Consider the following 23,382-nt stretch of genomic DNA (forward strand, 5'->3'; position numbering starts at 1 on the left):
GCAGTTTCTTTTTGAATTGGTAGCCGTCGTTTGGGGCAGGCATTGTTCTAAACATCCCAGGCAACCCTGGTCTTGGTGGCCAAATGCATCAAAGCGCCTTTAATAGACGGACTGGAACGGCCATTGTCATGGCTTGGAACGCCACAGTTCGCCGGATGCCTGAATTGAACATGGTGCCTGTTAGCAAAAACAGCAGGGTCAACAACGCTTGCGTTCGCCAGTCGTTGGCGAGGGTTTCAGTAAAATAGTGTGAACATAATAATAGTTATCATACATCCAGCTCTTGCAGATGAACAAAACTATTCATATATTTTGCCGAGAAGGCTTGTCGAGTAATTCAATGACTTACGAAAAGACCTACTCAGCAGGCCGGGCGGTAGTGAATATGTGCTTCACCCGCCTCGTCATGGGCGTGGTGGTGTTCGGCCTGCAGCGCGATTAAATTCAGATGCCCATGACGTACGCCGCTTTCCGCAATCAGGGAATCGGCAAAACGCCGGACATCGGCGGTCAGGCCTTTCAGAATGACTGTTTCCAGGCAGTTTTCGTGGTCGAGATGGCTGTGCATGGCCGCCACCGTCAGATCGTGATGATCGTGCTGCAAACCCATCAGCCGCTCGGCCAGTTCGCGTTCGTGATGGTTATAGACATACGAGAGATTGGCAACGCAATGACCGGCTGGCGGGTCGCGCTGGCGGTCTCTCTCAATGGCGCCACGGATCAGGTCACGCACCGCCTCCGAGCGGTTGCTGTAACCGCGTGCGGCGATCAGCTCGTCAAACTGCCTGGCCAGAGTATCGTCAAGCGAAATCGTGAAGCGTTCCATGCCACTTTCCCCCTGAAAAAAAGCCGCCTGGCGGGCGACAGCGCTAGTCCCAGATAGCTGATGCTGATATTTCGAGAGCAACAAATATCTATCGTAAAGGCAAGCTAGTACAGCGAGTGCATTGAATCAAGTCGCTGACTCGCCCGCAAGCCAAAGGCATTTCCCCCGGCTTTCCTTCTGGATTTCCGCAAGCAGGATCTCATGCTGGGCTAGTTCATCTGCACTGGCGCGCATCACGAGTTGCGACCTGCGCTGGCCGCCGTTGTTCGCTTGTTCAGCGCTTTCGGTCTGGCCGAAGTTATTGTTGACGAGTTCCATGATCAGGCTTTCCTGACCCCGCGTCATCGCCATATAAACTTCGGCAAGAATCTCGGCATCGAGCAAGGCACCGTGCAGGGTACGGTGCGAGTTGTCGACCGCGTAGCGTTCGCAGAGGGCATTGAGGTTGTTCTTCTTGCCGGGATGCAGATCCTTGGCCATGCGCAAGGTGTCGTGTATGCCATGACACACGGTGTCAAGCGGTGCCAGGTCGAGCCGGGCGAGTTCGGCATTCAGAAAGCCGACATCGAAAGCGGCGTTGTGGATGATCAGTTCGGCGCCACGAACGAAATCGAGAAATTCAGCAGCAATATCGGCGAAGCGGGGCTTGTCCTGGAGAAATTCGAGGCTGATGCCGTGTACCGAGAGCGCACCGGCGTCGATCTCACGCTCCGGGTTGAGATAGCAATGAAAGTGCCGATCGGTCAGGCGCCGGTTGCGCATTTCGACACAGCCGATTTCGATGATGCGGTGTCCGAGCTTGTGTTCAAGGCCGGTAGTTTCGGTATCGAGGAATATCTGGCGCATGTCGGTTATTTCAGGTTCAAGGTTTTAATTGTGTGCATTCCTGCGCGCGCTCAGTAACTCATCGATGCCGCGATTGGCCAGCCTGTCGGCGCGTTCATTGCCGGGATGTCCGGCGTGTCCTTTGACCCATATCCACTTGATTTCATGTTGCCGGGCAAGGCTGTCAAGGTGTTGCCAAAGATCTGTGTTCTTGACTGGCTTTTTGTCGGCAGTGCGCCAGCCATTGCGTTTCCAGTTATGAATCCACTCGCTGATGCCTTTTTGCACGTATTGCGAGTCGGTGTGCACGAGTACCGTGCTTGGATGCTTCAACGCTTCGAGCGCGCGGATGACAGCGGTCAGTTCCATCCGGTTGTTGGTGGTGTCCGCTTCGCCGCCCCAGAGTTCCTTCTCAAGCGTACCGGTCTGCAGGAGAACGCCCCAGCCGCCCGGGCCGGGGTTGCCGCGACAGCCGCCGTCGGCGTAGATATTCAGGCTGGTATCATTGGTCACGTTGTTTGAATTCCTTTTGGGTCAGGGCCGCGAGCGCCTTGCGCGGCAGCTTTTCCTGGCTCCAGGGCGGCAGGATGAGGCGCATGCCGCGCACTCGTTTGACAGCGCGCAGGAGATAGACGCCGCCGGCAAAACTCCACCAGCGGTCGCCGGCAGCTTCCATGAAATGCCAGCGCTTGAGCCAGCGCTCCTGTTCACAGGGTGGAGCGTAGCAGCCAAAATTGCCGCGATCAACTTCGAAGCTGAGCAATTGCAGCCAGTCCTTGAGGCGCAGTACCGAGATGTAGTTGCCATTAATCGGGAACGCATCGGGGCGGTTGGGCAGACGTCGGCGCAAGCCCCAAAGCGAATGCGGGTTGAAGCCGGTAATCAGCAGTTGCCCGTCCGGGATCAGCACGCGCTCGACTTCACGTAGAATCTGGTGCGGATCGTCGTGGAATTCCAGGATGTGAGGCATTACGACCAGATCGATGCTGTTCGCCGAGAAAGGCAATTCCCTCAGGTCGCAGAGGACATCGACGGCTCCCGATTCGCCGGCAAGCTGGCGCAGGGGTATGCGGTTCTGCGCGAGCAGATCGAATTTCGGCAAGCCAAGCTGGAGCGCATTGTAGCCGAACAGATCGGCAACCATGACGTCGATCCTGGCCTGTTCCCAGGCCATCACATAGTGCCCTTGCGGCGAGTCCAGCCAGTTATCGATCCCGGGAATTGACATTATCCGCAGTTCATCCACAATCAGGCCATGTTTGACGTCATCAGAATTCCAGCTTTCAAGGATAACTACATCTGGCTGCTGCGCAAGGGTGCATCAGCGCTTGTGGTTGACCCCGGCGATGCCTGCCCCGTACTCGAGGTTCTTGCGCGGGATGGTTTGACGTTGGAGTCTATCCTTATCACGCATCACCATGCCGATCATCAGGGCGGCGTGGCGGGTTTGCTGTCCCATTTTCCGGCCAGGGTATTCGGCCCGGCGGCTGAGTCTATCACAGCCCTTACGCAGCCTTTGCACGGGGGAGAAACGATCCGCCTGGAATTTCTGGGCGTCGAGTTCAGGATTATCGCCGTTCCCGGACATACGCTGGGTCACATTGCCTACTATGGTTCCGGGTCCTTGTTTTGCGGCGACACGCTGTTTGGTGCCGGCTGCGGGCGGCTGTTTGAGGGATCGCCGGCCCAGATGCACGATTCCTTGACGCGACTGGCGGCCTTGCCCGATCTGACTGCCGTTTATTGCGCGCACGAATACACCGAAGCCAACTTGCGTTTTGCACTGGCCGTCGAACCCGGCAACAGCGATTTACGTAAGCGGGTCGATGAAGTGGCTGTGGCGCGCGCCAGGGGATGGGCGACAGTTCCTTCGACGATTGCGCTTGAAAAGGCGACGAATCCTTTTTTACGCTGTAGCGAACCTGAAATTGTCGCCTCAGCTCAGCGCAGGGTCGCGCAGGCGAAAAATGCTCTTGAAGTATTCACCGTGTTGCGCGAGTGGAAAAACGGCTTCTGAGCGCCTGAGAAGGATAAAAAATCCACCGCAAAGATGCAAAGGTGGAAAGAAATCGCAAAGTTAACACATTGTTTGCAAAAGAATTCTTTGCTTTACCTTTGCCACTTTGCGCCTCTGCGGTGGAGTTTAAACCATTTTTTATCACAAGCGCTCAGTTGTCCTGTGGGTCAAGCGAGCTCGTTTCGCAAACACGGTTTCGTCCCTCGTTCTTTGCCTTGAGAAGAGCCAGTTCAGCGGCAGCGACGATGTCCTGGGGATCGGTTTCCGGCATCGCCACGGCGGAAGCGACGCCGAAACTCGCTGTTAAATGCGCAAATGGTGTTCCGGGGTGGGCAATAGCCAACTGGCTGATGGCCTGCCGCATCTGCTCGGCAACAAACCTGGCGCCGTTAAGTGTGGTTCCCGGCAGAACGGCTACAAATTCCTCGCCGCCGTAGCGGGCGAGCAGATCGCCTCCACGATCCATGGTACCGGTCAAGGTCTGTGCGAGCTGACACAAGCGCTCGTCACCGCTCTGGGGTCCGTAGCTTTCGTTGTACAGCTTGAAGAAGTCGATGTCGCACATGACAATCGACAGTTCCTCGCCCTGGCGCATGGCGCGACGCCATTCGCGTAACAACACTTCGCCAAAGTGACGGCGATTGGCGATGCCGGTGAGACCATCGAGCGAGGTCAGCCGCTTCAGTTCCTGGTTGGCGCTGTCGAGTTTTCGGGTTAGTGCAAGCAGGTACTGGCGCATCTGGATAGTGCGCTGCATGGCACGAATCTTGGTTGAGAGAACGACTTCGCTGATCGGCTTGAGGAGAAAATCGTCGCCGCCTGCGGCAATACTCATCTCGATGTCTTTGTCTTTATCCTTGCTCAGGGGAAGCATGAAAAAAATTGGTGTCCAGTCTCCCGACGTCTCAAGCTGGCGAATCTGGCGGGCCACTTCGCAGCCCTCGAGGTCCGGCATGATGATGTCAAGCAGGATCAGATCCGGGCGTTCGGACTGAAACAGATCCAAGCCGTTAGCGGCGGTTTCGGCCGCAATGGGGGTAATGCCAATCGTTCGAATTTGCTCGCAAATAAGCTGCAGAGTGGCTTTATTATCCTCGATGACAAGCGCTTTCATCCTGATCCCAAAAGGAAAATTATGCGTCGATCTCCATTCTAGCCTGATTGGATGGATTGAGCATCCGGATAATTCGCTCACCGCTGGGGCGGGTTTCAAAGCATTTATTTAAAGCCTCTCAGTTGCCGGTTCGAAAATCGAGTGTTCGTGATAAATTCATGCTTTCGAAACATAATTACGGCGCGATATCATGATCGACAGTGCGAAACTTCAGACGGTTCTTCATTCCCAAAAAACAAAAAAATACGCATGGCGCTTCGTTATTGCGTTTTTTGTTATCGGCGTGCTCGGTTTCTTTGTCCTGCCGCCGCTGGTCAAATCGATGCTGCTTGAGCAGCTTGGCAAGGCCTTGCACCGACCTGTAACGGTCAATAGCGTCAGCATCAACCCCTACGCCCTGTCGGTGACCCTGGAGGGCGTCAGCATTCAGGAACGGGAAGGCGGCGATACTTTTGCCAGTTTCGACAGTCTGTATCTGAACCTTGAATCGACGTCCATTTTCCGCTTCGGTCCGGTCTTTGGAGAAGTTCGTCTGGAAAACCCCAAACTCAGGATCGTTCGTTTGCCGGACAACCGCTACAACTTCTCCGACCTGCTTGACGAGTTCATGGCCAGGCCCCGAAATGACGATCCGACCCCGCCTTTTTCGCTCAACAACATTCAGATTACGGGGGGAGTGATCGAGTTCGACGATCGACCACTCGACGAAAAACATGTCATCAGCGACATCAACCTGACGCTGCCTTTTGTTTCGAGCATGGCGTATGCCACCGACAGCTTCGTTGAACCGTCATTCTCGGCGCTCGTCAATGGGGCGCCACTGCATATCAAAGGCAGGAGCAAGCCTTTCGCCGACACGCTGGAGAGCGAACTCGCCCTTGATCTGAGCGATCTGCAGTTAGCCAAGTATCTGGATTACATTCCCTTCGATTTGCCGATCAAAGTTCAGTCCGGTGCGCTGAACACCAATCTCAAGCTTACATTTCTTCAGCAAAAGGACAAGCCTTCGACACTGCTTGTGTCTGGCACGACGGCCATCGCCAGCCTGGATGTCAAGGATACTTCAGGCTTCCCTCTGTTATCGCTCAAGCAGCTTGACCTGGTCATCGGCTCAGCCGACCTGCTCGGCCGCAAGTTCGTCATCGAGCGTATTGCCGTCGATTCGCCGGAGATTCATGCCCGCGTCAGCCGGCAGGGTACGATCAACTGGATCGAGTTCTTCCGCAAGGAACTGAAGCCCGGAAAACCGATGGCGCAAGCCGTCGAAAAGTCGGCACCTGCAATTCCTGTCGAATGGTCGCTGGGCGAAGCGAAGGTCAGCGGTGGCGCACTGCGCTGGCTCGACGAGTCGCACGGCAAGCCATTCAATGCCAGCCTCGAAGCCCTTGAACTGGATCTGCACAAGCTCGACAGCAAAGGTGAAACAGCGGCGGATTTTGATGCGTCCTGGCGGATGATTGCCGAGGAGTGGCTGAAGGTCGAAAGCCACACCATCAAGGGCGGAAAGCTTGATCTGGCCCGGCATGAGGTGCGGGTCGGCGACGCGCTGTCACGAGGAGTGCGCGTCCTGATCCGGCGCACGGCAGAGGGCAAGATCGAATGGCTACAGACGCCGGCACTGCGCGTCCTTGAGGCGTCGCAGACAGAGACCTCGGCGCCCTGGAAGATCACGGTGGACAAGTATGTCGGCGAAGATTTCGGTGTTCGTTTTGAAGACCGGGCCGTTTCCCCGGCGGCGACGCAGACGATCGATGGCTTCGGTATTGAAATGGAAAACCTGTCGACCGAGCCAGGACAGACAGCCAAACTGGCGGCTCGTTTCAAGCACAATAAAAAGGGCGAAGTCAGCCTGGATGGAACGCTAAAACTCTTTCCGCTCAATGCCGACCTGAATCTGGATATCAAGTCGCTTGAGTTGCTGCCGCTGCAAGCGTATTTCACCGAGAAGCTGAACATTTCAGTGACCCGCGGACAGGTGACGATGAATGGCAATGTGCAGGTGCGTCAGGAAATATCCGGCAAGAAGACCGATGCGCAGGTCCTGGCCGGAGGCTTCACCGGGCAGGCCACCATTGGCGACTTCTACGCCGTGGACAAGCTGAACTCGGCGGATTTTCTGCGCTGGAAGTCACTCTTCTTCGGCAAGGTCGATGCGCGCCTGAATCCCAACTCGCTTTCGATAGGCGAGATCGCACTTACCGATTTTTTTGCGCGTGTCATTGTCAGCCCGGAAGGCAAGCTCAACCTGCTGCAGATCGTGCGCAAGGAGGATGCTCCAGCCGTTGCCGTGGTTCCGCAGTCGGCTGAATCGGGAGAGACGCAAGGCGCAGCGCCGGCGACCGAGTCGGGTTCCGGCAAGGCCGTTGCGCCGGTCAATCCGGTGGCTGGGGCCGCTCCGGTCGTAGCCGAAAGCAAGCCGTTGATGCCGATCAAGATCGGCAAAATTACCTTGCAGGGCGGCAATGTTAGATTCAGCGACAACTTCGTCAAGCCGAATTACACGGCGAATCTGAAACAGATCGGTGGCCGCATTACCGGCCTGTCCTCCGAACCCGGCAGCATTGCCAGTCTTGAACTGCGCGGCAGTTACGATAACGTGGCGCCGCTCAATGTGAGCGCACAGATCAATCCGCTGTCGGCCAAACCCTATCTCGATTTGCAGGCGGATATCAAGGGCATCGAATTGACCTCGTTTTCCTCGTATTCCGGCAAGTACGCCGGTTACATGATCGAGAAGGGCAAGCTTTCCCTGTTCGTCAAGTACAAGATCGAGAATGATCAACTGGAAGCCGAGAACCGGATATTCCTCGATCAACTGACTTTCGGCGACCCGGTGGCAAGCCCGGATGCGACCAAACTGCCGGTTACGCTGGCTGTTTCGCTGTTGAAGAACAGGAAGGGGGAGATCGATCTCAATCTGCCGATTTCCGGTTCGCTCAATGACCCGCAGTTCAGCATCGGTGGCCTGGTCATCAAGGTTATTATCAATCTCTTTATCAAGGCGGTGACTTCACCCTTTGCCTTGATCGGCTCGATGTTCGGCAGTGGCGAGGAGCTGTCGAATGTCGAGTTCGACTACGGGCGGGCGACGATTACACCGGCAGCGCAAAAGCGCCTCGAAAATCTGACCAAGGCCCTCATTGACCGGCCGGCGCTCAAGCTGGAGGTTGAGGGGCGGGTCGATCTTGAGCAGGATCGCGAGGGTTTGAAGAGCGCACGCATTGAGCGCAAGGTGAGGGCGCTGAAACGCGAGGATTTGACGAAGAATGGCGTTGAAAGCGGCTCGGCCGAAACGATCACGGTCAGCGACGAGGAGTATCCTGCACTGCTTGAACGGGCCTACCGTGCGGAAAAATTCCCCAAACCACGCAACATGGTCGGCCTGGTCAAGGGTCTGCCGGTTGAGGAAATGGAAAAACTGATGCTGGCCAATTCAATCGTCGATGACGAGGATTTGCGCGAACTGGGAGAGCGCCGGGCGAAAGCCGTCCGCGACTGGCTGCTGGACCATGAAGTGCCTGCCGATCGGGTTTTCCTTCGACCAAGCAAGCTCGGTGAGGCCGGAGCCAAGTCGGGTGCAGACGAAAAAGCCAGGAGCAGCCGGGTTGATTTCACGTTGAAATGAGCCATCCGGTTCGCACCACTCGGCCAGCGCGAATTGGCACAAGGACTACAAATGTCGTGGTGAGCAGGTCGGGTCAGGCCGAATGGCCGTAACCCGACCTACACATTACAACGCGGCAGCCGAGAGAGAAGGAAAGGCATGAGCGAGTTCTCGTCATACGGGCTGGCAGCGATTGGCGTCGTCGTGCTGGTGCTGCAGCTCGTGTTGTTGCAGCGCGCCGGGCGCAGGGACGATTCGCTCGATCCCGCTTTCCGCTCGCTGGAAGGCGGTCTGGAGCGACTTGAGCGCGAATTGCGCCAGGAAATGGCGCGTGGGCGTCAGGAAGCAGCAAGCGCCGCACGCGGGGACCGCGACGAACAGTCACAGGCGCTTGATCGTCTGGCCAAAACACTGTCGGCCCAGGTAGGGCAACTCGGTACCGTGCAGGCACAGCAGCTCGAATCCTTTGCCTTGCAACTGACACGCCTGACGCAAAGCAATGAACAACGTTTCGAACAGCTTCGTCTGGCCATCGAGGCTCGTCTTGCCGCCATGCAGGCCGATAACGCAACCCAGCTTGAGGAGATGCGCAAGACCGTCGATGAGAAATTGCACGCGACGCTCGAGCAGCGCCTCGGCGATTCGTTCAAGCTGGTCAGCGAACGGCTGGAACTGGTGCACAAAGGGCTGGGCGAGATGCAGACGCTGGCCGCCGGTGTCGGCGATCTGAAGAAGGTACTGACCAACGTCAAGACGCGGGGTACCTGGGGCGAGGTGCAGTTGGAGGCGCTGCTCGATCAGGTGCTGACTGCCGAGCAGTACGAGAAGAACGTGATTACCCGACCGAACAGCAGTGAACGCGTCGAATTTGCCATTCGATTGCCGGGACGCGAAATGGGCGGCGACGAGAAACACCCAGTGTGGTTGCCGATCGACGCAAAATTCCCGATGGAGGATTATCAGCGTTTGATCGAGGCCCAGGAGCGCGCCGATCCGCTGGCCGTCGAGCTGGCGGCCAAGGCCCTCGAGATGCGCCTGCGCGACGAGGCGAAGAAAATCCGCGACAAATATGTCGAGCCGCCCCACACCACGGATTTTGCCATTCTCTACTTGCCGACCGAGGGACTGTATGCCGAAGTCCTGCGTCGCCCCGGTCTGGCCGACGGCCTGCAGCGCGATTTTCGCATCAGCATTGCCGGCCCGACGACGCTGGCGGCCTTGCTCAACAGTCTACAGATGGGTTTCCGCACGCTGGCTATCGAGCAGCGTTCATCGGAAGTCTGGATTGTGCTGGGGGCGATCAAGTCCGAATTCGGCAAGTTTGGCGAAGCGCTTGAAGCAACGCGCAAGAAGCTTGAACAGGCCACCCGAAGCATTGAATCCGCTGGCGTAAGAACACGCCAGATCGAGCGCAAGCTGAAGGGCGTCGAGGCGCTGCCGGTCATCGAGGCACAGGCGCTATTGGGCGCCCTGGAAGAAATCGAAGCGGCCGACGAAGAGACATGAGGACGGAAGCCCTCGATGTTGCATTTCGGGCGACGAGCTATCGGGTGGATACCGCCGAGGGCGTCTTTGACTTGCGCATCGGCAGGCCTGATCCTGCATTCGATGACGTTCTGCGCCGGCAGGGCGTTTCCTGCTGGGCGGTGCTCACCGCCTACAACCCCGGGGGCGTCCGTGATGACGATGGCAACCGGCAACGCCGGCTGCGCTTGCAGGAACGATTGCAGACCCTCGGCTGGTCTTTCTCCCTGGCTTGCAATCTCGCCGATGACCGGATGTGGCCTGAAGAACCGGGTTTTCTGCTCCTGCAGGTGAGTGAAAAGCAGGTGTGTTCTCTGGCTTCGGAGTTTTTTCAGTTGGCGTGTGTTTGTGGCGATGTCGGTGGCGCACCACGCCTGGTCTGGATTCAGGAAAGCGGTGACGATGCCGTAAGTCAGTATTAAAGACCGAAAAGTAGTTACTGTTTCTCGCTGCTGTAAGCGGGTAGTATCAATGCACGGGGTGATGGGTGGAATGAGCAATAAAATTGGGCGTTTCGAGATAGTCCGCGAATTGGGTCGGGGAGCGCAGAGCGTTGTTTATCTGGCGCGCGATCCGCATCTGCAGCGTGAGGTGGCGATCAAGACACTGCATTTTTCGCAACCCGATCCACAAAAGAATCGGCAACTGCTAAGCGAGGCCCGCCTGGTCAGTCAGTTGCGCCATCCGAATATCATTCCCATTTTCGAAGCCGGAGAAGAGCAGGGGGATGTCTATCTCGTCTTTGAGTTCGTGCCCGGCAAGAATCTTGGCGATTACCTGAAAGCCAGCGGTCGCCTGACTCCCGTAAAAGCCATCGCGATCCTCCATCCCGTGCTCGATGCGATTGCCCATGCCCACGCAGCGGGGATCCTTCACCGCGATCTCAAGCCAAACAATATCCTGATCGACAACGACGGCATGCCGCGCGTGATGGACTTTGGCATTGCTGCGCGTGTTGAGGCGCAGTCCAGTAGCGCTGAAGTCTATATGGGAACACCCTGCTATATGGCCCCGGAGTATATTGCCAATCAGAAAAGCAGCGAGCGTACGGATGTTTTTTCAGCCGGACTGGTGTTCTACGAATTGTTGACCGGGCAGCGAGCGGTGGAGGGCAACAATGTCTATGAAGTCATGAACCGGGTAGCCAACGAAGATATAAAGTTACCAAAGAATGCCGGCATCGAGCTTGATGACCAGCTTGCCAGCGTACTCTACAAATCCATTGCACGTGATCCGCAGCAGCGTTTTGGCTCGATCAAGGCTATGCGCGAGGCGCTTGATAGCTATCTCGAACCGGAAGATCCTGTTGCCTCGGCAGATGCAAAACAGAGCACCATCGATTTCCTGTTGCGGCGCATGCGACACAAAAGCGATTTCCCGGCGCTGTCGGAGTCGGTCAGCACGATCAACAAGATTACCGGCTCTGAAAAGGAAAGCGTTTCAAATCTGTCAAACTCTATCCTCAAGGATTTTTCGCTGACCAACAAGATTCTTCGCATGGTCAATTCGGTGTATTACCGGCAGGCGGGTGGTGGAAGCATCAGTACGATTTCGCGCGCCGTGCTGGTGCTTGGCTTTGATGCCGTACGCAATATTGCAATCACGGTCATGCTATTCGAGCACCTGCAAAACAAGTCTAACGCCACCCACCTCAAGGAGGAGTTCCTGCGTGCCAACCTGGCCGCCATTCTGGCCAAGGACATCGGCGAAAAGACCTCGTCGCGTGACGTCGAGCAAACATTCATCTGCTCGATGTTTCATAACCTGGGACGTCTATTGAGCCAGTATTACTTCCCGGATGAAAGCGAGGAAATCAAGCGCTTGATCGAACAGAAGCCCTGCAGCGAAGAAGCGGCGGCGGTGCAGGTGCTCGGCATTTCATTCGAGGATCTGGGCATCGGCATTGCGCGAACCTGGGGGTTTCCCAATCTCATCGTCAACAGCATGCGCAAACTGCCGGCAGGCAACGTGCGCAAGGCAAATACCGTCGAGGAACGCATGCGGGTTCTGTCGGCCTTTACCAATGAGCTGTGCACGATGATTTCCGAAGGCCAACCCGAGCAGCAGCAGTTGCACAGGGTCAAGGCGCGATTTGGCGAAAACATCTCGCTTAACGAGCAGGCCTTGCGCGAGACCATGGAAAAATCGTTTCTCGAAGTAGCCCAATTCGCCGGGATCATCGGCATCAATCTGAAACAGTCCGCATTTGGCCGGCAGATGAAAATGTGGAAGGCAAAGTCGGAGGCTGTCGCGCTGGTCGAATCGCCTCCCGCCACGAGCAGCGATAGCGCGGAAACGGTGCTTTCCGGACTCGTTCCGGCCGCCGTGCAAAGCACTCCACTCGTCGAGGACGAGGTGGGCACAGGCGCGGAGCTTGCCAATTGCGAGGTTATCCTGATGGCGGGAATTCAGGACATCAGCAATACCCTGGTCGAGGACTTCAAGCTCAATGATGTGCTGCGCATCATTCTGGAAACCATGTACCGCGCCAAGGGTTTCAAGCGGGTCGTCCTGTGCGTTCGCGACGCGCGCAGCAATTCGATGCTTGGCCGTTTCGGCTTTGGGCCGGATGCGTCCGAGAAGAGCAAGCGCTTCAACTTCTCGCTGACCTTTACGCCAGATATCTTTCATGCGGCCTTGTCCAAGGGGGTCGATATCCTGATCAGCGATACCAACGATCCGAAGATTTCCTCACGCATCCCGGAGTGGTACCGCAAGGGGATAAATGCCGGAACCTTTGTCATATTTCCCTTGTGCATCAAGGGTAATCCGGTCGCCCTGATTTATGCCGATTGTGAGCGTGCCGGCGAGATTGTCATCCCCGAGAAGGAATTGTCGCTGCTGCGCACCTTGCGCAATCAGGCGCTGCTGGCGATCAAGCAGTCAAGCTGAGAATCGAAAGCGACAAAAGCGAAGTACTGACTACGGATTCGACCAGCGCGTCGACTGACAGGGACGGACAGGAAAGGGATCCGGGCTGGTCACGGGACGACTCTCGCCGAAAGCTCAGGGCCGTATAATGCGAGCGGTACTGGGCACAGTTTCATGGCTGGCTGGAGGCGAATGCCTGTTATGCTCCCTGTCCGGTCGATTCTGCGGAACCGTGCGAGGATATGGCTGTCTCTGTCATTTGAAAGACCAGGCCAGGCCAGGCCCGATCGCAAGTAATCAGGCCAACCCGCGTGGAGTGAATCTGGGAGTCAATCTGGAATCGAACATAAAAAAATCGCTGCGCCAAGGAAACCGAAAGCGGTTCCCAAAGTCACAGCCGATGTGCTGACCCGGGAGAACAAGCTGGACGAGCGGCCGTTCATCGTCGGCATTGGCGCCTCCGCCGGAGGCCTGGAAGCCCTGAGCCAGCTCCTGCCCAACCTGCCGAAGCATCTCGGCCTGTCCTACGTCGTCGTCCAGCATCTCTCGCCGACCTACCGCAGCATGATGGCCCAGTTGCTCGGCCGCGAGACGACAATGCCGGTGAGGGACATCGAGGACGGCACCTTGCCCGAACCGAATACCGTCTACATCACACCGCCGAATCGCAATGTGACGCTGCATGGGGGGGCTTTCCGGCTCGTCGAGCCGGCTAAGGAGTCGATGCCGAAACCCTCGGTGAACCTGTTCTTTGCCTCGCTCGCCGAAGAAGCCGCCGAGTCGTGCATCGGTATCATTCTTTCCGGCACCGGCTCCGATGGCGCCCACGGCATTCACGCCATCAAGGCCGCCGGTGGCTTCACCTTCTCGCAGGATCCGAGCACCGCCAAGTACAACGGCATGCCACAATCGGCGATCGACACTGGCAGCGTCGACTGGATCCTGCCGCCGGAAAACATGGGCGCGGAAATTGGCCTGATCGTGCAGAACCGCGGGCGCATCCCGATGGCCACCCAGGCCGCCGATGCACCGGCAACGCTGAAGACCTTGCTCGCCAAGGTGCGGGCGCGAACCAAGGTCGACTTTTCGCAGTACAAGGAACCGACGCTCTGGCGGCGCATCGAACGCCGCATGGCCGCCAATCACGTCGGCACGCTGGGCGACTATCTGGTGCTGGCCGACGAGACGCCGGTTGAACTTGAGAAACTGTGCAAGGACATCCTGATCTCGGTCACCTCGTTCTTTCGTGACACCGAGGCCTTTGCCGCCCTGGGCAAGCTCGTCGCGCAGATTCTCGCCAACAAGCAACCCGGCGAGGACATCCGGGTCTGGGTGGCCGGTTGCGCCACCGGCGAGGAGGCCTACTCGCTGGCGATCCTGTTTGCCGAGCATCTCGGCAACAGCTTCGATCAGTACCGCATCCAGATTTTTGCCACCGACATCGACCTCGAGGCCATGGGCCGCGCTCGCCGCGGCGTTTTCGCCGCCACCAGCCTGGCGCACATGGACCGCAACCGGCTGAAGGCGCACTTCACGCCGCACGGCGATCGCTACGAAATCAACAAGAACCTGCGCGACGTCGTCATCTTCGCCCGGCAGGATCTGGTTCAGGACCCGCCCTTCCTGCGCCTCGACCTGGTCACCTGCCGCAATGTGCTGATCTACTTCCAGAGCGAACTGCAGGCCCGTCTGCTTTCGATGTTCCATTACGCGCTGGTGCCCGGTGGCCACATGTTTCTCGGCAAGTCCGAAAGCATCTTCCAGCAGGAAGGCCTGTTTGATGTCATCGACAAGGACGCGCGGCTTTTCCGGCGCGGCGGCGCGCTCGCCCGCCTGCCCGTGTTCAGATCCGACGCCCAGTTCCTGGCCGCGAGGTTCAAGCAAAAGCCGGAAGCCAACCTGGCGACGGGCTCCGGCTTCGAGCATGTGCTTCTTGAGGCCGCCGGCCGCCATTTCATCCCGCTCAGCATCCTGATCAACGGCAAATACGAGATCCGGCACATCCATGGCGATGCCAGCCGGTTCCTCAACATCGCAGCGGGCAAGCCGGCGTTTGACCTGATTTCACTGATCCGTCGAGAGTTTCGAACCGAGCTTCAAATCTTGCTGCGCCAGGCCCAGGTCAAGCACCTGGTGGCCTTTGGCCGTCCTCGCCACATCAAGGCAGTCGATGCCGTGCGTGGCGTGCGTGTATCCGTTCATCCCCTGCCGGATTCGGGGCACGATTCCCTTTTCATGGTCTGCATCGAATGGATTCAGCCGCGCAGCGCGCGAGCCATCACCGACAACGACGGCGTTGTCACCGACAAGGAGCTAGAAGACCAGTTGGCGGCAACGCGCGAGCATCTGCAGACGGTGGTGGAAGAGCTGGAAACCTCGAACGAGGAGATGCAGGCGCTCAACGAAGAGATACAGGCCTCCAACGAGGAAATGCAGGCCTCCAACGAGGAACTGGAAGCCTCCAACGAAGAGCTGCAATCGACCAACGAAGAGCTTGCCACAGTCAATGAAGAACTCCAGATCAAGACCGCCGAAACGCAGAAACTCAATATCGATCTGGAGAGCGTGCAGAACAGCTTCGACTATCCGCTGCTGGTCCTCGACCAGAACCAGGGCCTGTTGCGCTTCAACCACGCTGCAGCGCAGTTGTTCAGGCTGGGCCAGCCGCAGGTCGGGCGCAACATTCGCAACCTGTCACTGCCCTCCGACATGCCCGAGCTTGGGGGTGACATTCAGCACGTCATGGAAACCCAGGTCGCCGTCGATCGCCAGATCGTCAATGTCAACAAGCGCCACTATGCACTGCACATCACGCCGCTGCTGCACGAGCAGCATCGCGTCGCCGGCGCCATCCTGCTGTTTGCCGACAACACCACCTTCTACGAGACCGAAAAGAGCGCACGTGAAAATCAGGAACGCCTGCTGGCGGTAATGAAAAACTCGGTATCGCTGATGGCGGTCAAAGATGCCTCCGGGCGCTACCAGTTTGTCAATCCAAAGTTCGAACGCAGCTTTGGTTTTGATCCCGGTCAAGTCGTTGGCAAGACCGACTTCCAGATTTTCCCGCCGGCGGTGTCCGAGCTTTTTCGCGAAAGCGAACTTGAAGCAATGCGTCTGCGCAAGGATATAGAGCACGAAGAGTCACTTCACCTGGGCGGTACCGACCGGCATTTTCTGGTCGTCCGCTTTCCGCTCTTCGATGACGATGGGGCCATTACCGGGGTCTGTTTCCAGGCCACCGACATTACCGAGCGCAAACACGCCGAGGAGCAATTGCGGCTGGCGGCTCGCGTCTTCGATCGTGCCTCCGAAGGTGTCATGATCACCGACATCGAGCAGCGCATCCTGACCGTCAATGATGCGTTCACGAGCATCAGCGGCTACACGCGTGAAGAGGCGGTCGGCCAGACCCCGCATATTCTGCACTCCGGCAGGCAGCCACCGGAGTTCTATACGGAGATGTGGCAGAAGATCAACGCGTATGGGTGGTGGCAGGGCGAGATCTGGAACCGCAGGAAGAACGGCGACGTGTATCTCGAGTGGCTGTCGATCAACACCGTCAAGGACCAGGCCGGACGGGTCGTCAATTATGTGGCGATGATCAGCGACATTACCCACGCCAGGGAATCGCAACAGCGAGTCGAGTTTCTCGCCACCCACGACGAACTGACCGGTCTGCCGAATCGCACCTTGTTCAATGACCGTCTGCGCCTGACGCTGGCGCGCGCCGCGCGCGCTCACGAGCGCCTTGCCGTGGTCTTCCTGGACCTCGACAACTTCAAGGTCATCAACGACACCCTGGGTCATGACATGGGTGACGAGTTGCTGAAACAGGTTTCTGCCCGGCTGCTCGAATGCGTGCGTACCGAAGACACCGTGGCGCGCCTGGGCGGCGACGAGTTCGTCATCCTGCTCGAAGCCGCCGAACGCCATCAGGCGGCAATGACGGCGGATCGGATGATCCGGACGCTGTCCTCGAGTTATCTGCTCGGTGCGCAGGAGTGCTATATCAGCGCCAGCATCGGCATCAGCATGTACCCGGACGATGCCAGCGATCCCGTCGGGCTGATGCGCAACGCCGATGCCGCGATGTATCGCGCCAAGGATCATGGCAAGAACGCCTTCCAGTTCTTCACCGCCGAGTTGGCGGAGCAGGCCAGCCAGCGGCTGGACATGGAAACCGGCTTGCGTCGCGCCATCGAACGCCGTGAACTGTTTCTCGAGTATCAGCCGCAGATCAATCTTGCGAGCAACACCGTTGTCGGTGCCGAAGCGCTGGTGCGATGGAAACGCGGTGGTGAAATCATCTTGCCGACAAGCTTCATCCCGATTGCCGAGGAGAGTCACCTCATTGTCGCCATCGACGAATGGGTACTCGGCCAGGTATGCCGACAGATTATCGCCTGGGACAAGGTCGGGGTTCCGCAAGTCAGGGTCAGCATCAACATCTCGGCGCGACATTTCCGCAAGCCGGACATGGTCGCCGACATCCTGGCCATCATCAGCGAGCATCGTGTGGCCCCGCAGCGCCTGTGCATCGAGATCACCGAAGGCGTACTGATGGACACCGAGCAGGCCCTGAGCATGTTGCAGGCCCTGGTCGACTTCGGCCTGAAGATCAGCATCGACGATTTTGGCACGGGCTTCAGCTCGCTTTCCTACCTCAAGCGCTTTCCCATTCACGAGTTGAAGATCGACCGCAGCTTCGTCGACGGAATCGCCAGCGATGCCGATGACCGGGCAATTTCATCTGCCATCATTGCGCTGGCCGGCAACCTGGGGATGATCGTGGTCGCCGAAGGCGTTGAAGCCGGCGAACAGAACACCGAACTGAACGGTCTCGGTTGCGCACACGGCCAGGGCTATTTCTTCGCCCATCCGATGTCTGCGAAAGCCCTGGCGCATTGGCTGTTGCAGCGGCCCATGGATCAGTCGACGCGAGTCTGATCGATCTTGAATCGCTCGCTGAATCGGAAGCCTTGTGTGGATGCTCATAACCATGATCACTGTTCATCACCTCGAAACGTCGCGTTCGCAGCGCGTGCTGTGGCTGCTCGAAGAACTGGGCGTGCCCTATGAGATCGAGCTTTACCGGCGCGATCGGCTGACTCGCCTGGCGCCGCCGGAACTGAAGCAGGTACACCCGCTGGGCAAGTCGCCGGTGATCACCGACGGGGATCTCGTGGTGGCCGAGTCCGGCGCCATCCTGGAATATCTGGCGGAACGTTATGGCCAGCAGGGCAAGGGCGAGGCCGCCCGATTGCTTGCCACACCGGGCACGCCCGAGCACCTGCAGTTGCGCTTCTGGATGCACTTCGCCGAAGGCTCGCTGATGAACTGGCTGGTGATGAAGCTGGTCTTCATAAATATCCCGACGCAGCCGATGCCTTTTTTCGTCAAGCCGATTGCACGGCAGTTATGCCTGAAGATTCAGGAAAAACTTATCGACCCGAACCTGGAGACCAGCATGGCCTTCATCGAGTCGCACCTGGACCGACACACCTGGTTTGCCGGAGAGTACCTGACCCTGGCCGATTTCCAGATGAGTTTTGCCGTATCGGCGCTGCTGGGGCGCTCCAATGCCGCGCTGCAATGCCCGCGGCTGGCGGCCTGGCTGGCCCGGATCGAAGCGCGTCCCGCCTACCAGCGCGCGCTGGCCAAAGGCGGCCCGGTCCTGATGTCTGCCTGAGCGCAGATTATGGCCGGCGTACTCCGCCAGCCACGGAAAGGGGTTGGCGCTGCTGCGCACTTTGCGCAATCAGGCGCTGCAGGCGATCAAGCAGTCAAGCTGAGTACAGTCAACAGACTTCACCACCAAGACCCCAAGAACACCAAGGTGCACAAAGAGAAAACTCTTGTCTTTCTTGGTGAAACTTGGTGCCCTTTGTGTCTTGGTGGTGAAGGTTTTTTAGCCTGGTTTCTTGTTGCTACCAGAGCTTCCACCACGGTTCCTTGCGCTCCAGACCCCGCGTGTAATAGACGCTGTTTGGGTAGTTCTTGCGCATCACGCGCTCGACATCGTCGCGCAGGTCGTCCATGCCCATCAGGTCGTAGGCCTTGACCATGATGTACAGCGCTTCTTCGGTTGCCGGGGCTTCCGGGTAGTTGATCAAGGCATACTGGGCACGGTTGATGGCAGCCACGTAGGCATTGCGCTTCATGTAGTAGCGGGCGACGTGCACCTCAAGCGAGGCCAGCGCATTGACCAGATACTTCATGCGCAGAATGGCATCCGGGGTGTATTTGCTGTCCGGAAAGCGGATGACGAGTTCCTTGAAGGCATCAAAGGATTCGCGGGCGCCTTTCGGGTCGCGTTCGGTCATGTCCTGTTGGCTGATCAGCCCGAGAAGGCCCAGGTCTTCGTTGAAGTTAACCAGTCCGCGCAGGTAATAGACATAGTCGACATTAGGATGATTCGGGTGCAGCTTGATGAAGCGGTCGCAGGCGGCAACGGCGGAGGCCGGTTCGTTGTTCTTCCAGTAGGCGTAGGCGATGTCGATCTGGGCCTGCTGGGCAAAACGGCCATAGGGATAGCGCGATTCGAGCTTTTCGAAATACTTGATCGACTTGTCGTAGGCGCCATCGTTCAGCGCCTCCTTGGCTTCGGTATACAGCTTGTTGGCCGACCAGCCGGCTGTTTCATCCTTCTGATCGGGAAACAGTCCACAACCGGCGACCAGCGAGGCGAGGAAAAGCGCTACGATAACCGCTAAACTACGCATGATGAAAATTCCACATAAAAGAATCGAACCGCACAACATCGGAAGAAGTACCGGGCGCGCAGATTATAGCGCAAACGCCCGGCTTGCTCTGAGCGTTCCCGCCGAGTGCGGGGGGCAGCGGCTGGATCAGATTCTTGCATTGCTGCGGCCGCAACATTCGCGAAACCGGCTGCAGAACTGGATTCGAGAGGGGCGGGTTGCCGTCGGCGGAGTCATAATCAACGAACCGAAGCACAAGCTGTGGGGCGGCGAGCAGATCAACCTGGCTGAGGCGCCCGATGAGCGAAGCGAATCGGCGTCACCGGAAAACATCCCGCTCGCTATCGTTCATGAAGACGACACCCTGATCATTCTTGACAAGCCGGCCGGTCTGGTCGTGCATCCGGGCAGCGGAAACTGGAGTGGAACGCTGCTCAACGCCCTGCTTTATCATGCGCCCGCACTCGACAAGGTGCCGCGCGCCGGCATTGTGCATCGACTCGACAAGGATACCAGCGGCCTGATGGTCGTGGCCAAAACGCTTGAGGCGCAGACCGATCTGGTGCGCCAGATGCAGGCGCACACGGTCAAACGCTACTACCAGGCGCTGGTGCGCGGCAAGCTTGAACGCAGTGGAAGCGTCGATGCACCGATCGGCCGCCACCCGACGCAACGAACACGGATGGCCGTGGTAAAAAACGGCAAGCCGGCGCGCACGCATTACCGCGTCGTCGAACGCTTTATCGACTGCACGCTCGTTGAGTGCGCGCTGGAAACCGGTCGCACGCACCAGATTCGCGTGCATATGACCTCCATCGGGCATCCGCTGGTTGGCGATCCGGTTTATGGCGGGGGAACCAGCCGGGTGCCGGCCGGCCCCGGATTCCATCGCCAGGCGCTGCATGCCCGGCGTCTGGGTCTGCTGCACCCGGCGAGCGGCAAGCCGATGCTCTGGAAATCTAACCTGCCCGACGACATGGCCGAACTGGTGCAGATGGCGCGCATGCTGGCTTTCGAAGAAAACGCCCGCGCCGAGGAGGACGAAGTCTGGGACGACGATGTGGAGGGCGGCCCGGAAATCATCTATGCCCGTGGCGATGGAGCAGGCGCTGACGACGAGGAAGATGACGACTGTGAGCAATGAATGGATCGTTCCCGACTGGCCGGCACCGCCGAATGTGCGCAGTCTGCTGACTACCCGGGAAGGCGGCGCAAGTCTCGGTGCGTATGCCAGCCTCAATCTGGGCCGGCACGTTGGCGACGATCCGCTGGCGGTTGCGACAAATCGCGCGCGGGTGAGCGAGCGGCTTGCCGGTGCGGGCGAACCGCTCTGGCTGGAGCAGGTGCACGGCACGCGCGTCATCGACGCATCGGCATTTTCGTCAAACGAAGCACCGCCACAGGCCGATGCCGCGTTCTCCCGAAGCGCGGGCGTGGTTTGTGTGGTGCTGACCGCCGATTGCCTGCCGGTTCTCTTCTGCGATGACGCCGGGAGCGTGGTGGCGGGAGCCCATGCCGGCTGGCGCGGTCTGCTCGCCGGTGTGCTGGAAGAAACCATGGTTGCCATGGGCGTGCCGGGCAGGGCGCTGATGGCTTATCTGGGGCCGGCCATCGGGCCACAGGCCTTTGTCGTCGGCGACGAGGTGCGTGCGGTCTTCGTTGCCGCAGACGCGAAGGCGGCAAGGGCGTTCGCGCCATCGCTGCCCGGCAAGTGGCTGGCCGACATCTATCTTCTGGCGCGCCAGCGTCTGGCCGGGCAGGGCGTCGAAAGGATTTTTGGCGGCTCGTACTGCACCGTCAGCGAGGCGGACCGCTTCTTCTCCTACCGGCGCGACGGTCGGACCGGTCGCATGGCGGCGATGATCTGGCTGGATCGGGAGTCACCGGATAGTTATCAAGGAACCCGCACATGGACATGAAAGCCATTGAGACATTCTTCAACAGGGAAGATGCCTTTGCCAAACACAATGGCATGACGATTACCGAGCTGCGCGAAGGCTACGCGCGGGCGGAAATGGAGCTAAAGCCATGCCATATGAATGGAGCCAAAACCGTTCACGGCGGAGTGCTGTTTACCCTCGCCGATTTTGCCTTTGCTGCGGCCAGTAACTCAAGGGGGCAACTGGCACTCTCGATCAATTCGTCCATTTCGATTTTCAAGGGTGCCAGGCAGGGAAAATTGACTGCCGAAGCACGCGAAGTCAGCCATTCCCCGAAGTTGGCGAGCTTTGAGGTCAGTGTCCGTAACCAGGCAGGCGATCTGCTGGCCACCTTCCAGGGGATGGTCTATCGGAAATCGGTTTCATTGCAATCGCTGTTGCCTGGCTAGGTTTGCAAGCGCTTTCGTTGCTACTTCTCCATCCCCTGTCCGATTCGCCATTGCTTGACCAGCGCATAAATCGCCGGAATCACCGCCAGTGTCAGTACCGTCGATGAGATCATTCCGCCGACCATCGGCGCGGCGATGCGGCTCATCACTTCCGAACCGGTGCCGCTGCTCCACAGGATGGGCAGCAGGCCGGCCATGATCGCTACCACGGTCATCATCTTGGGTCGCACGCGCTCGACGGCGCCTTCCATCACGGCTTCGTAGAGGTCGCCGACGTTTGGCGTGCGACCGGATTCGCGGCACTTCGCCTTGACCGCTTCCCAGGCGTGATCGAGGTAGATCAGCATGACGACGCCGGTTTCGGCGGCCACCCCGGCCAGCGCGATGAAGCCGACGGCGACGGCGACCGAGAGGTTGTAGCCCAGCAGCCACATCAGCCAGATGCCGCCGACCAGGGCAAAGGGCACCGAGAGCATGACGATCAGCGTCTCGGTAATGCGCCTGAAATTGAGGTAGAGCAGCAGGAAGATCGAGAGCAGCGTGACCGGAATGACCACCTTCATTTTCTCGATGGCGCGCTCCATGTACTCGAACTGGCCGCTCCAGGTCACGTAATAACCGGGCGGGAATTTGACCTGTTCGGCGACCGCCTTTTTTGCATCGGCGACGTAGCCGCCAATGTCGCGATCGCGGATGTCGACGTAGATGTAGGCGGAGAGCAGTGCGTTCTCGGTGCGGATGGCCGGAGCGCCCTTGGCTATCTCGACCCGGGCCAGTTGCCCGAGGGGAATCATCGCGCCATCCATGGTCGGGATCAGTACCTCGCGGGCAATCTGCTGCGGGTCCGAGCGCAACTCGCGCGGGTAGCGCACGCTGACGCCGTAGCGCTCGCGGCCTTCGACGGTGGTGGTCACCATTTCTCCGCCGAGCGCGGTGCCGATCACGTCCTGCAGCTCGCCGACCGAGAGGCCGTAACGCGCCAGTTGCTCTCGATCCGGTTCGATGTTGAGGTAGAAACCGCCGGTAATGCGTTCGGCAAAGGCGCTGCTGGTGCCGGGAACGGTCTTCACCACGTACTCGATCTGCCGGGCGAGTTTCTCCATCTCGTCAAGATCCTTGCCGAAGACCTTGATGCCGATCGGCGTCCGGATTCCGGTCGACAGCATGTCGATGCGCGCCTTGATCGGCATCGTCCAGGCGTTGGAAATGCCGGGGAATTGCAGCGCCTTGTCGAGTTCGGCAATCAGCTTGTCGGTCGTCATGCCGGCGCGCCATTCGGATTCCGGCCTGAGGTTGATCACCGTCTCGAACATTTCGGTCGGCGCCGGGTCGGTCGCCGTATTGGCGCGACCGGCCTTGCCATGGACCGAAGCGACTTCGGGAAAGCTCTTGATGATCTTGTTCTGCGTTTGCAGGATTTCTGCGGCCTTGGTGATCGACATGCCGGGCAGCGAGGCCGGCATGTAGAACAACGTGCCTTCGTTCAGCGTCGGCATGAATTCCGAGCCGAGTTGCGACGCCGGATACAGCGAGATCACGAGGGTGGCCAGCGCCAGAGCGATGGTCGTTTT

At 58.6% G+C, this 23,382-nt stretch carries 17 protein-coding genes; 10 read left to right on the plus strand and 7 right to left on the minus strand.

Annotated features, from left to right (window positions below):
* Positions 1-361 precede the first annotated feature (361 nt).
* The 4 genes from nikR to JNM42_RS07500 form a co-directional block, all read right to left on the minus strand.
* The gene (gene nikR / locus JNM42_RS07485; RefSeq protein ID WP_294268062.1) at positions 362-826 is read right to left on the minus strand and encodes a nickel-responsive transcriptional regulator NikR; all 465 of its coding nucleotides are present in this window, start codon (positions 824-826) and stop codon (positions 362-364) included.
* A 126-nt stretch (positions 827-952) separates the two neighbouring features.
* Positions 953-1,672: a DNA polymerase III subunit epsilon gene (gene dnaQ / locus JNM42_RS07490; protein WP_294268063.1), complete on the minus strand. Its 720-nt coding sequence runs from the start codon at positions 1,670-1,672 to the stop codon at positions 953-955.
* 24 nt (positions 1,673-1,696) lie between these two features.
* A complete protein-coding gene (gene rnhA / locus JNM42_RS07495; RefSeq protein WP_294268064.1) occupies positions 1,697-2,164 on the minus strand; it encodes a ribonuclease HI in 468 nt (155 codons plus the stop codon).
* Entirely contained in the window at positions 2,154-2,879 is a 726-nt protein-coding gene (locus tag JNM42_RS07500) for a class I SAM-dependent methyltransferase (protein ID WP_294268065.1), read from the minus strand. The genes rnhA and JNM42_RS07500 overlap by 11 nt, the downstream gene beginning before the upstream one ends.
* Before the next feature lie 27 nt (positions 2,880-2,906).
* Here JNM42_RS07500 and gloB point away from each other — a divergent pair, with 27 nt between their 5' ends.
* Positions 2,907-3,668 (plus strand): hydroxyacylglutathione hydrolase, encoded by a 762-nt coding sequence (gene gloB / locus JNM42_RS07505; RefSeq protein WP_294268066.1) that lies wholly within the window; start codon positions 2,907-2,909, stop codon positions 3,666-3,668.
* A 151-nt stretch (positions 3,669-3,819) separates the two neighbouring features.
* Here the strand turns inward: gloB and JNM42_RS07510 are convergent, their stop codons facing one another.
* Positions 3,820-4,782 (minus strand): diguanylate cyclase, encoded by a 963-nt coding sequence (locus JNM42_RS07510; protein WP_294268067.1) that lies wholly within the window; start codon positions 4,780-4,782, stop codon positions 3,820-3,822.
* Positions 4,783-4,972: 190 nt separating this feature from the next.
* Between JNM42_RS07510 and JNM42_RS07515 the strand changes: the two genes are divergently transcribed.
* The 6 genes from JNM42_RS07515 (at position 4,973) to JNM42_RS07540 (ending at position 18,470) form a co-directional block, all read left to right on the plus strand.
* Positions 4,973-8,407, plus strand: a complete 3,435-nt coding sequence (locus tag JNM42_RS07515; protein WP_294268068.1) for a DUF748 domain-containing protein — start codon at positions 4,973-4,975, stop codon at positions 8,405-8,407.
* Between the two features lie 138 nt (positions 8,408-8,545).
* Entirely contained in the window at positions 8,546-9,892 is a 1,347-nt protein-coding gene (rmuC, locus tag JNM42_RS07520) for a DNA recombination protein RmuC (RefSeq protein ID WP_294268069.1), read from the plus strand.
* Entirely contained in the window at positions 9,889-10,332 is a 444-nt protein-coding gene (locus JNM42_RS07525) for a DUF3293 domain-containing protein (protein WP_294268070.1), read from the plus strand. The genes rmuC and JNM42_RS07525 overlap by 4 nt, the downstream gene beginning before the upstream one ends.
* Before the next feature lie 70 nt (positions 10,333-10,402).
* Positions 10,403-12,802: a serine/threonine protein kinase gene (locus tag JNM42_RS07530; RefSeq protein ID WP_294268071.1), complete on the plus strand. Its 2,400-nt coding sequence runs from the start codon at positions 10,403-10,405 to the stop codon at positions 12,800-12,802.
* 381 nt (positions 12,803-13,183) lie between these two features.
* A complete protein-coding gene (locus JNM42_RS07535; protein WP_294268072.1) occupies positions 13,184-17,728 on the plus strand; it encodes an EAL domain-containing protein in 4,545 nt (1,514 codons plus the stop codon).
* A gap of 52 nt (positions 17,729-17,780) precedes the next feature.
* On the plus strand, positions 17,781-18,470 hold the full coding sequence (locus tag JNM42_RS07540) for a glutathione S-transferase (protein ID WP_294268073.1): 690 nt from the start codon (positions 17,781-17,783) through the stop codon (positions 18,468-18,470).
* Positions 18,471-18,708: 238 nt separating this feature from the next.
* Here the strand turns inward: JNM42_RS07540 and JNM42_RS07545 are convergent, their stop codons facing one another.
* Positions 18,709-19,503 (minus strand): outer membrane protein assembly factor BamD, encoded by a 795-nt coding sequence (locus JNM42_RS07545; RefSeq protein ID WP_294268074.1) that lies wholly within the window; start codon positions 19,501-19,503, stop codon positions 18,709-18,711.
* Between JNM42_RS07545 and rluD the strand changes: the two genes are divergently transcribed.
* From rluD to JNM42_RS07560, 3 genes are read left to right on the plus strand one after another with little or no spacing between them, the layout of a single operon-like run.
* Positions 19,502-20,626 (plus strand): 23S rRNA pseudouridine(1911/1915/1917) synthase RluD, encoded by a 1,125-nt coding sequence (gene rluD / locus JNM42_RS07550; RefSeq protein WP_294268075.1) that lies wholly within the window; start codon positions 19,502-19,504, stop codon positions 20,624-20,626. The two genes, JNM42_RS07545 and rluD, sit on opposite strands and share 2 nt — an antisense overlap.
* Entirely contained in the window at positions 20,616-21,401 is a 786-nt protein-coding gene (pgeF, locus tag JNM42_RS07555; RefSeq protein ID WP_294268076.1) for a peptidoglycan editing factor PgeF, read from the plus strand. The genes rluD and pgeF overlap by 11 nt, the downstream gene beginning before the upstream one ends.
* Positions 21,392-21,811, plus strand: coding sequence for a hotdog fold thioesterase (locus JNM42_RS07560; protein WP_294268077.1), 420 nt, complete (start codon positions 21,392-21,394; stop codon positions 21,809-21,811). Before pgeF ends, JNM42_RS07560 begins: the two co-directional genes overlap by 10 nt.
* A gap of 20 nt (positions 21,812-21,831) precedes the next feature.
* Here JNM42_RS07560 and JNM42_RS07565 read toward each other — a convergent pair.
* Positions 21,832-23,382 (minus strand): efflux RND transporter permease subunit (locus JNM42_RS07565; protein ID WP_294268078.1); only part of this gene is annotated, 1,551 nt, incomplete at its 5' end.

It is taken from the genome of Propionivibrio sp., assembly GCF_016790145.1.
Lineage (GTDB): Bacteria > Pseudomonadota > Gammaproteobacteria > Burkholderiales > Rhodocyclaceae > Propionivibrio.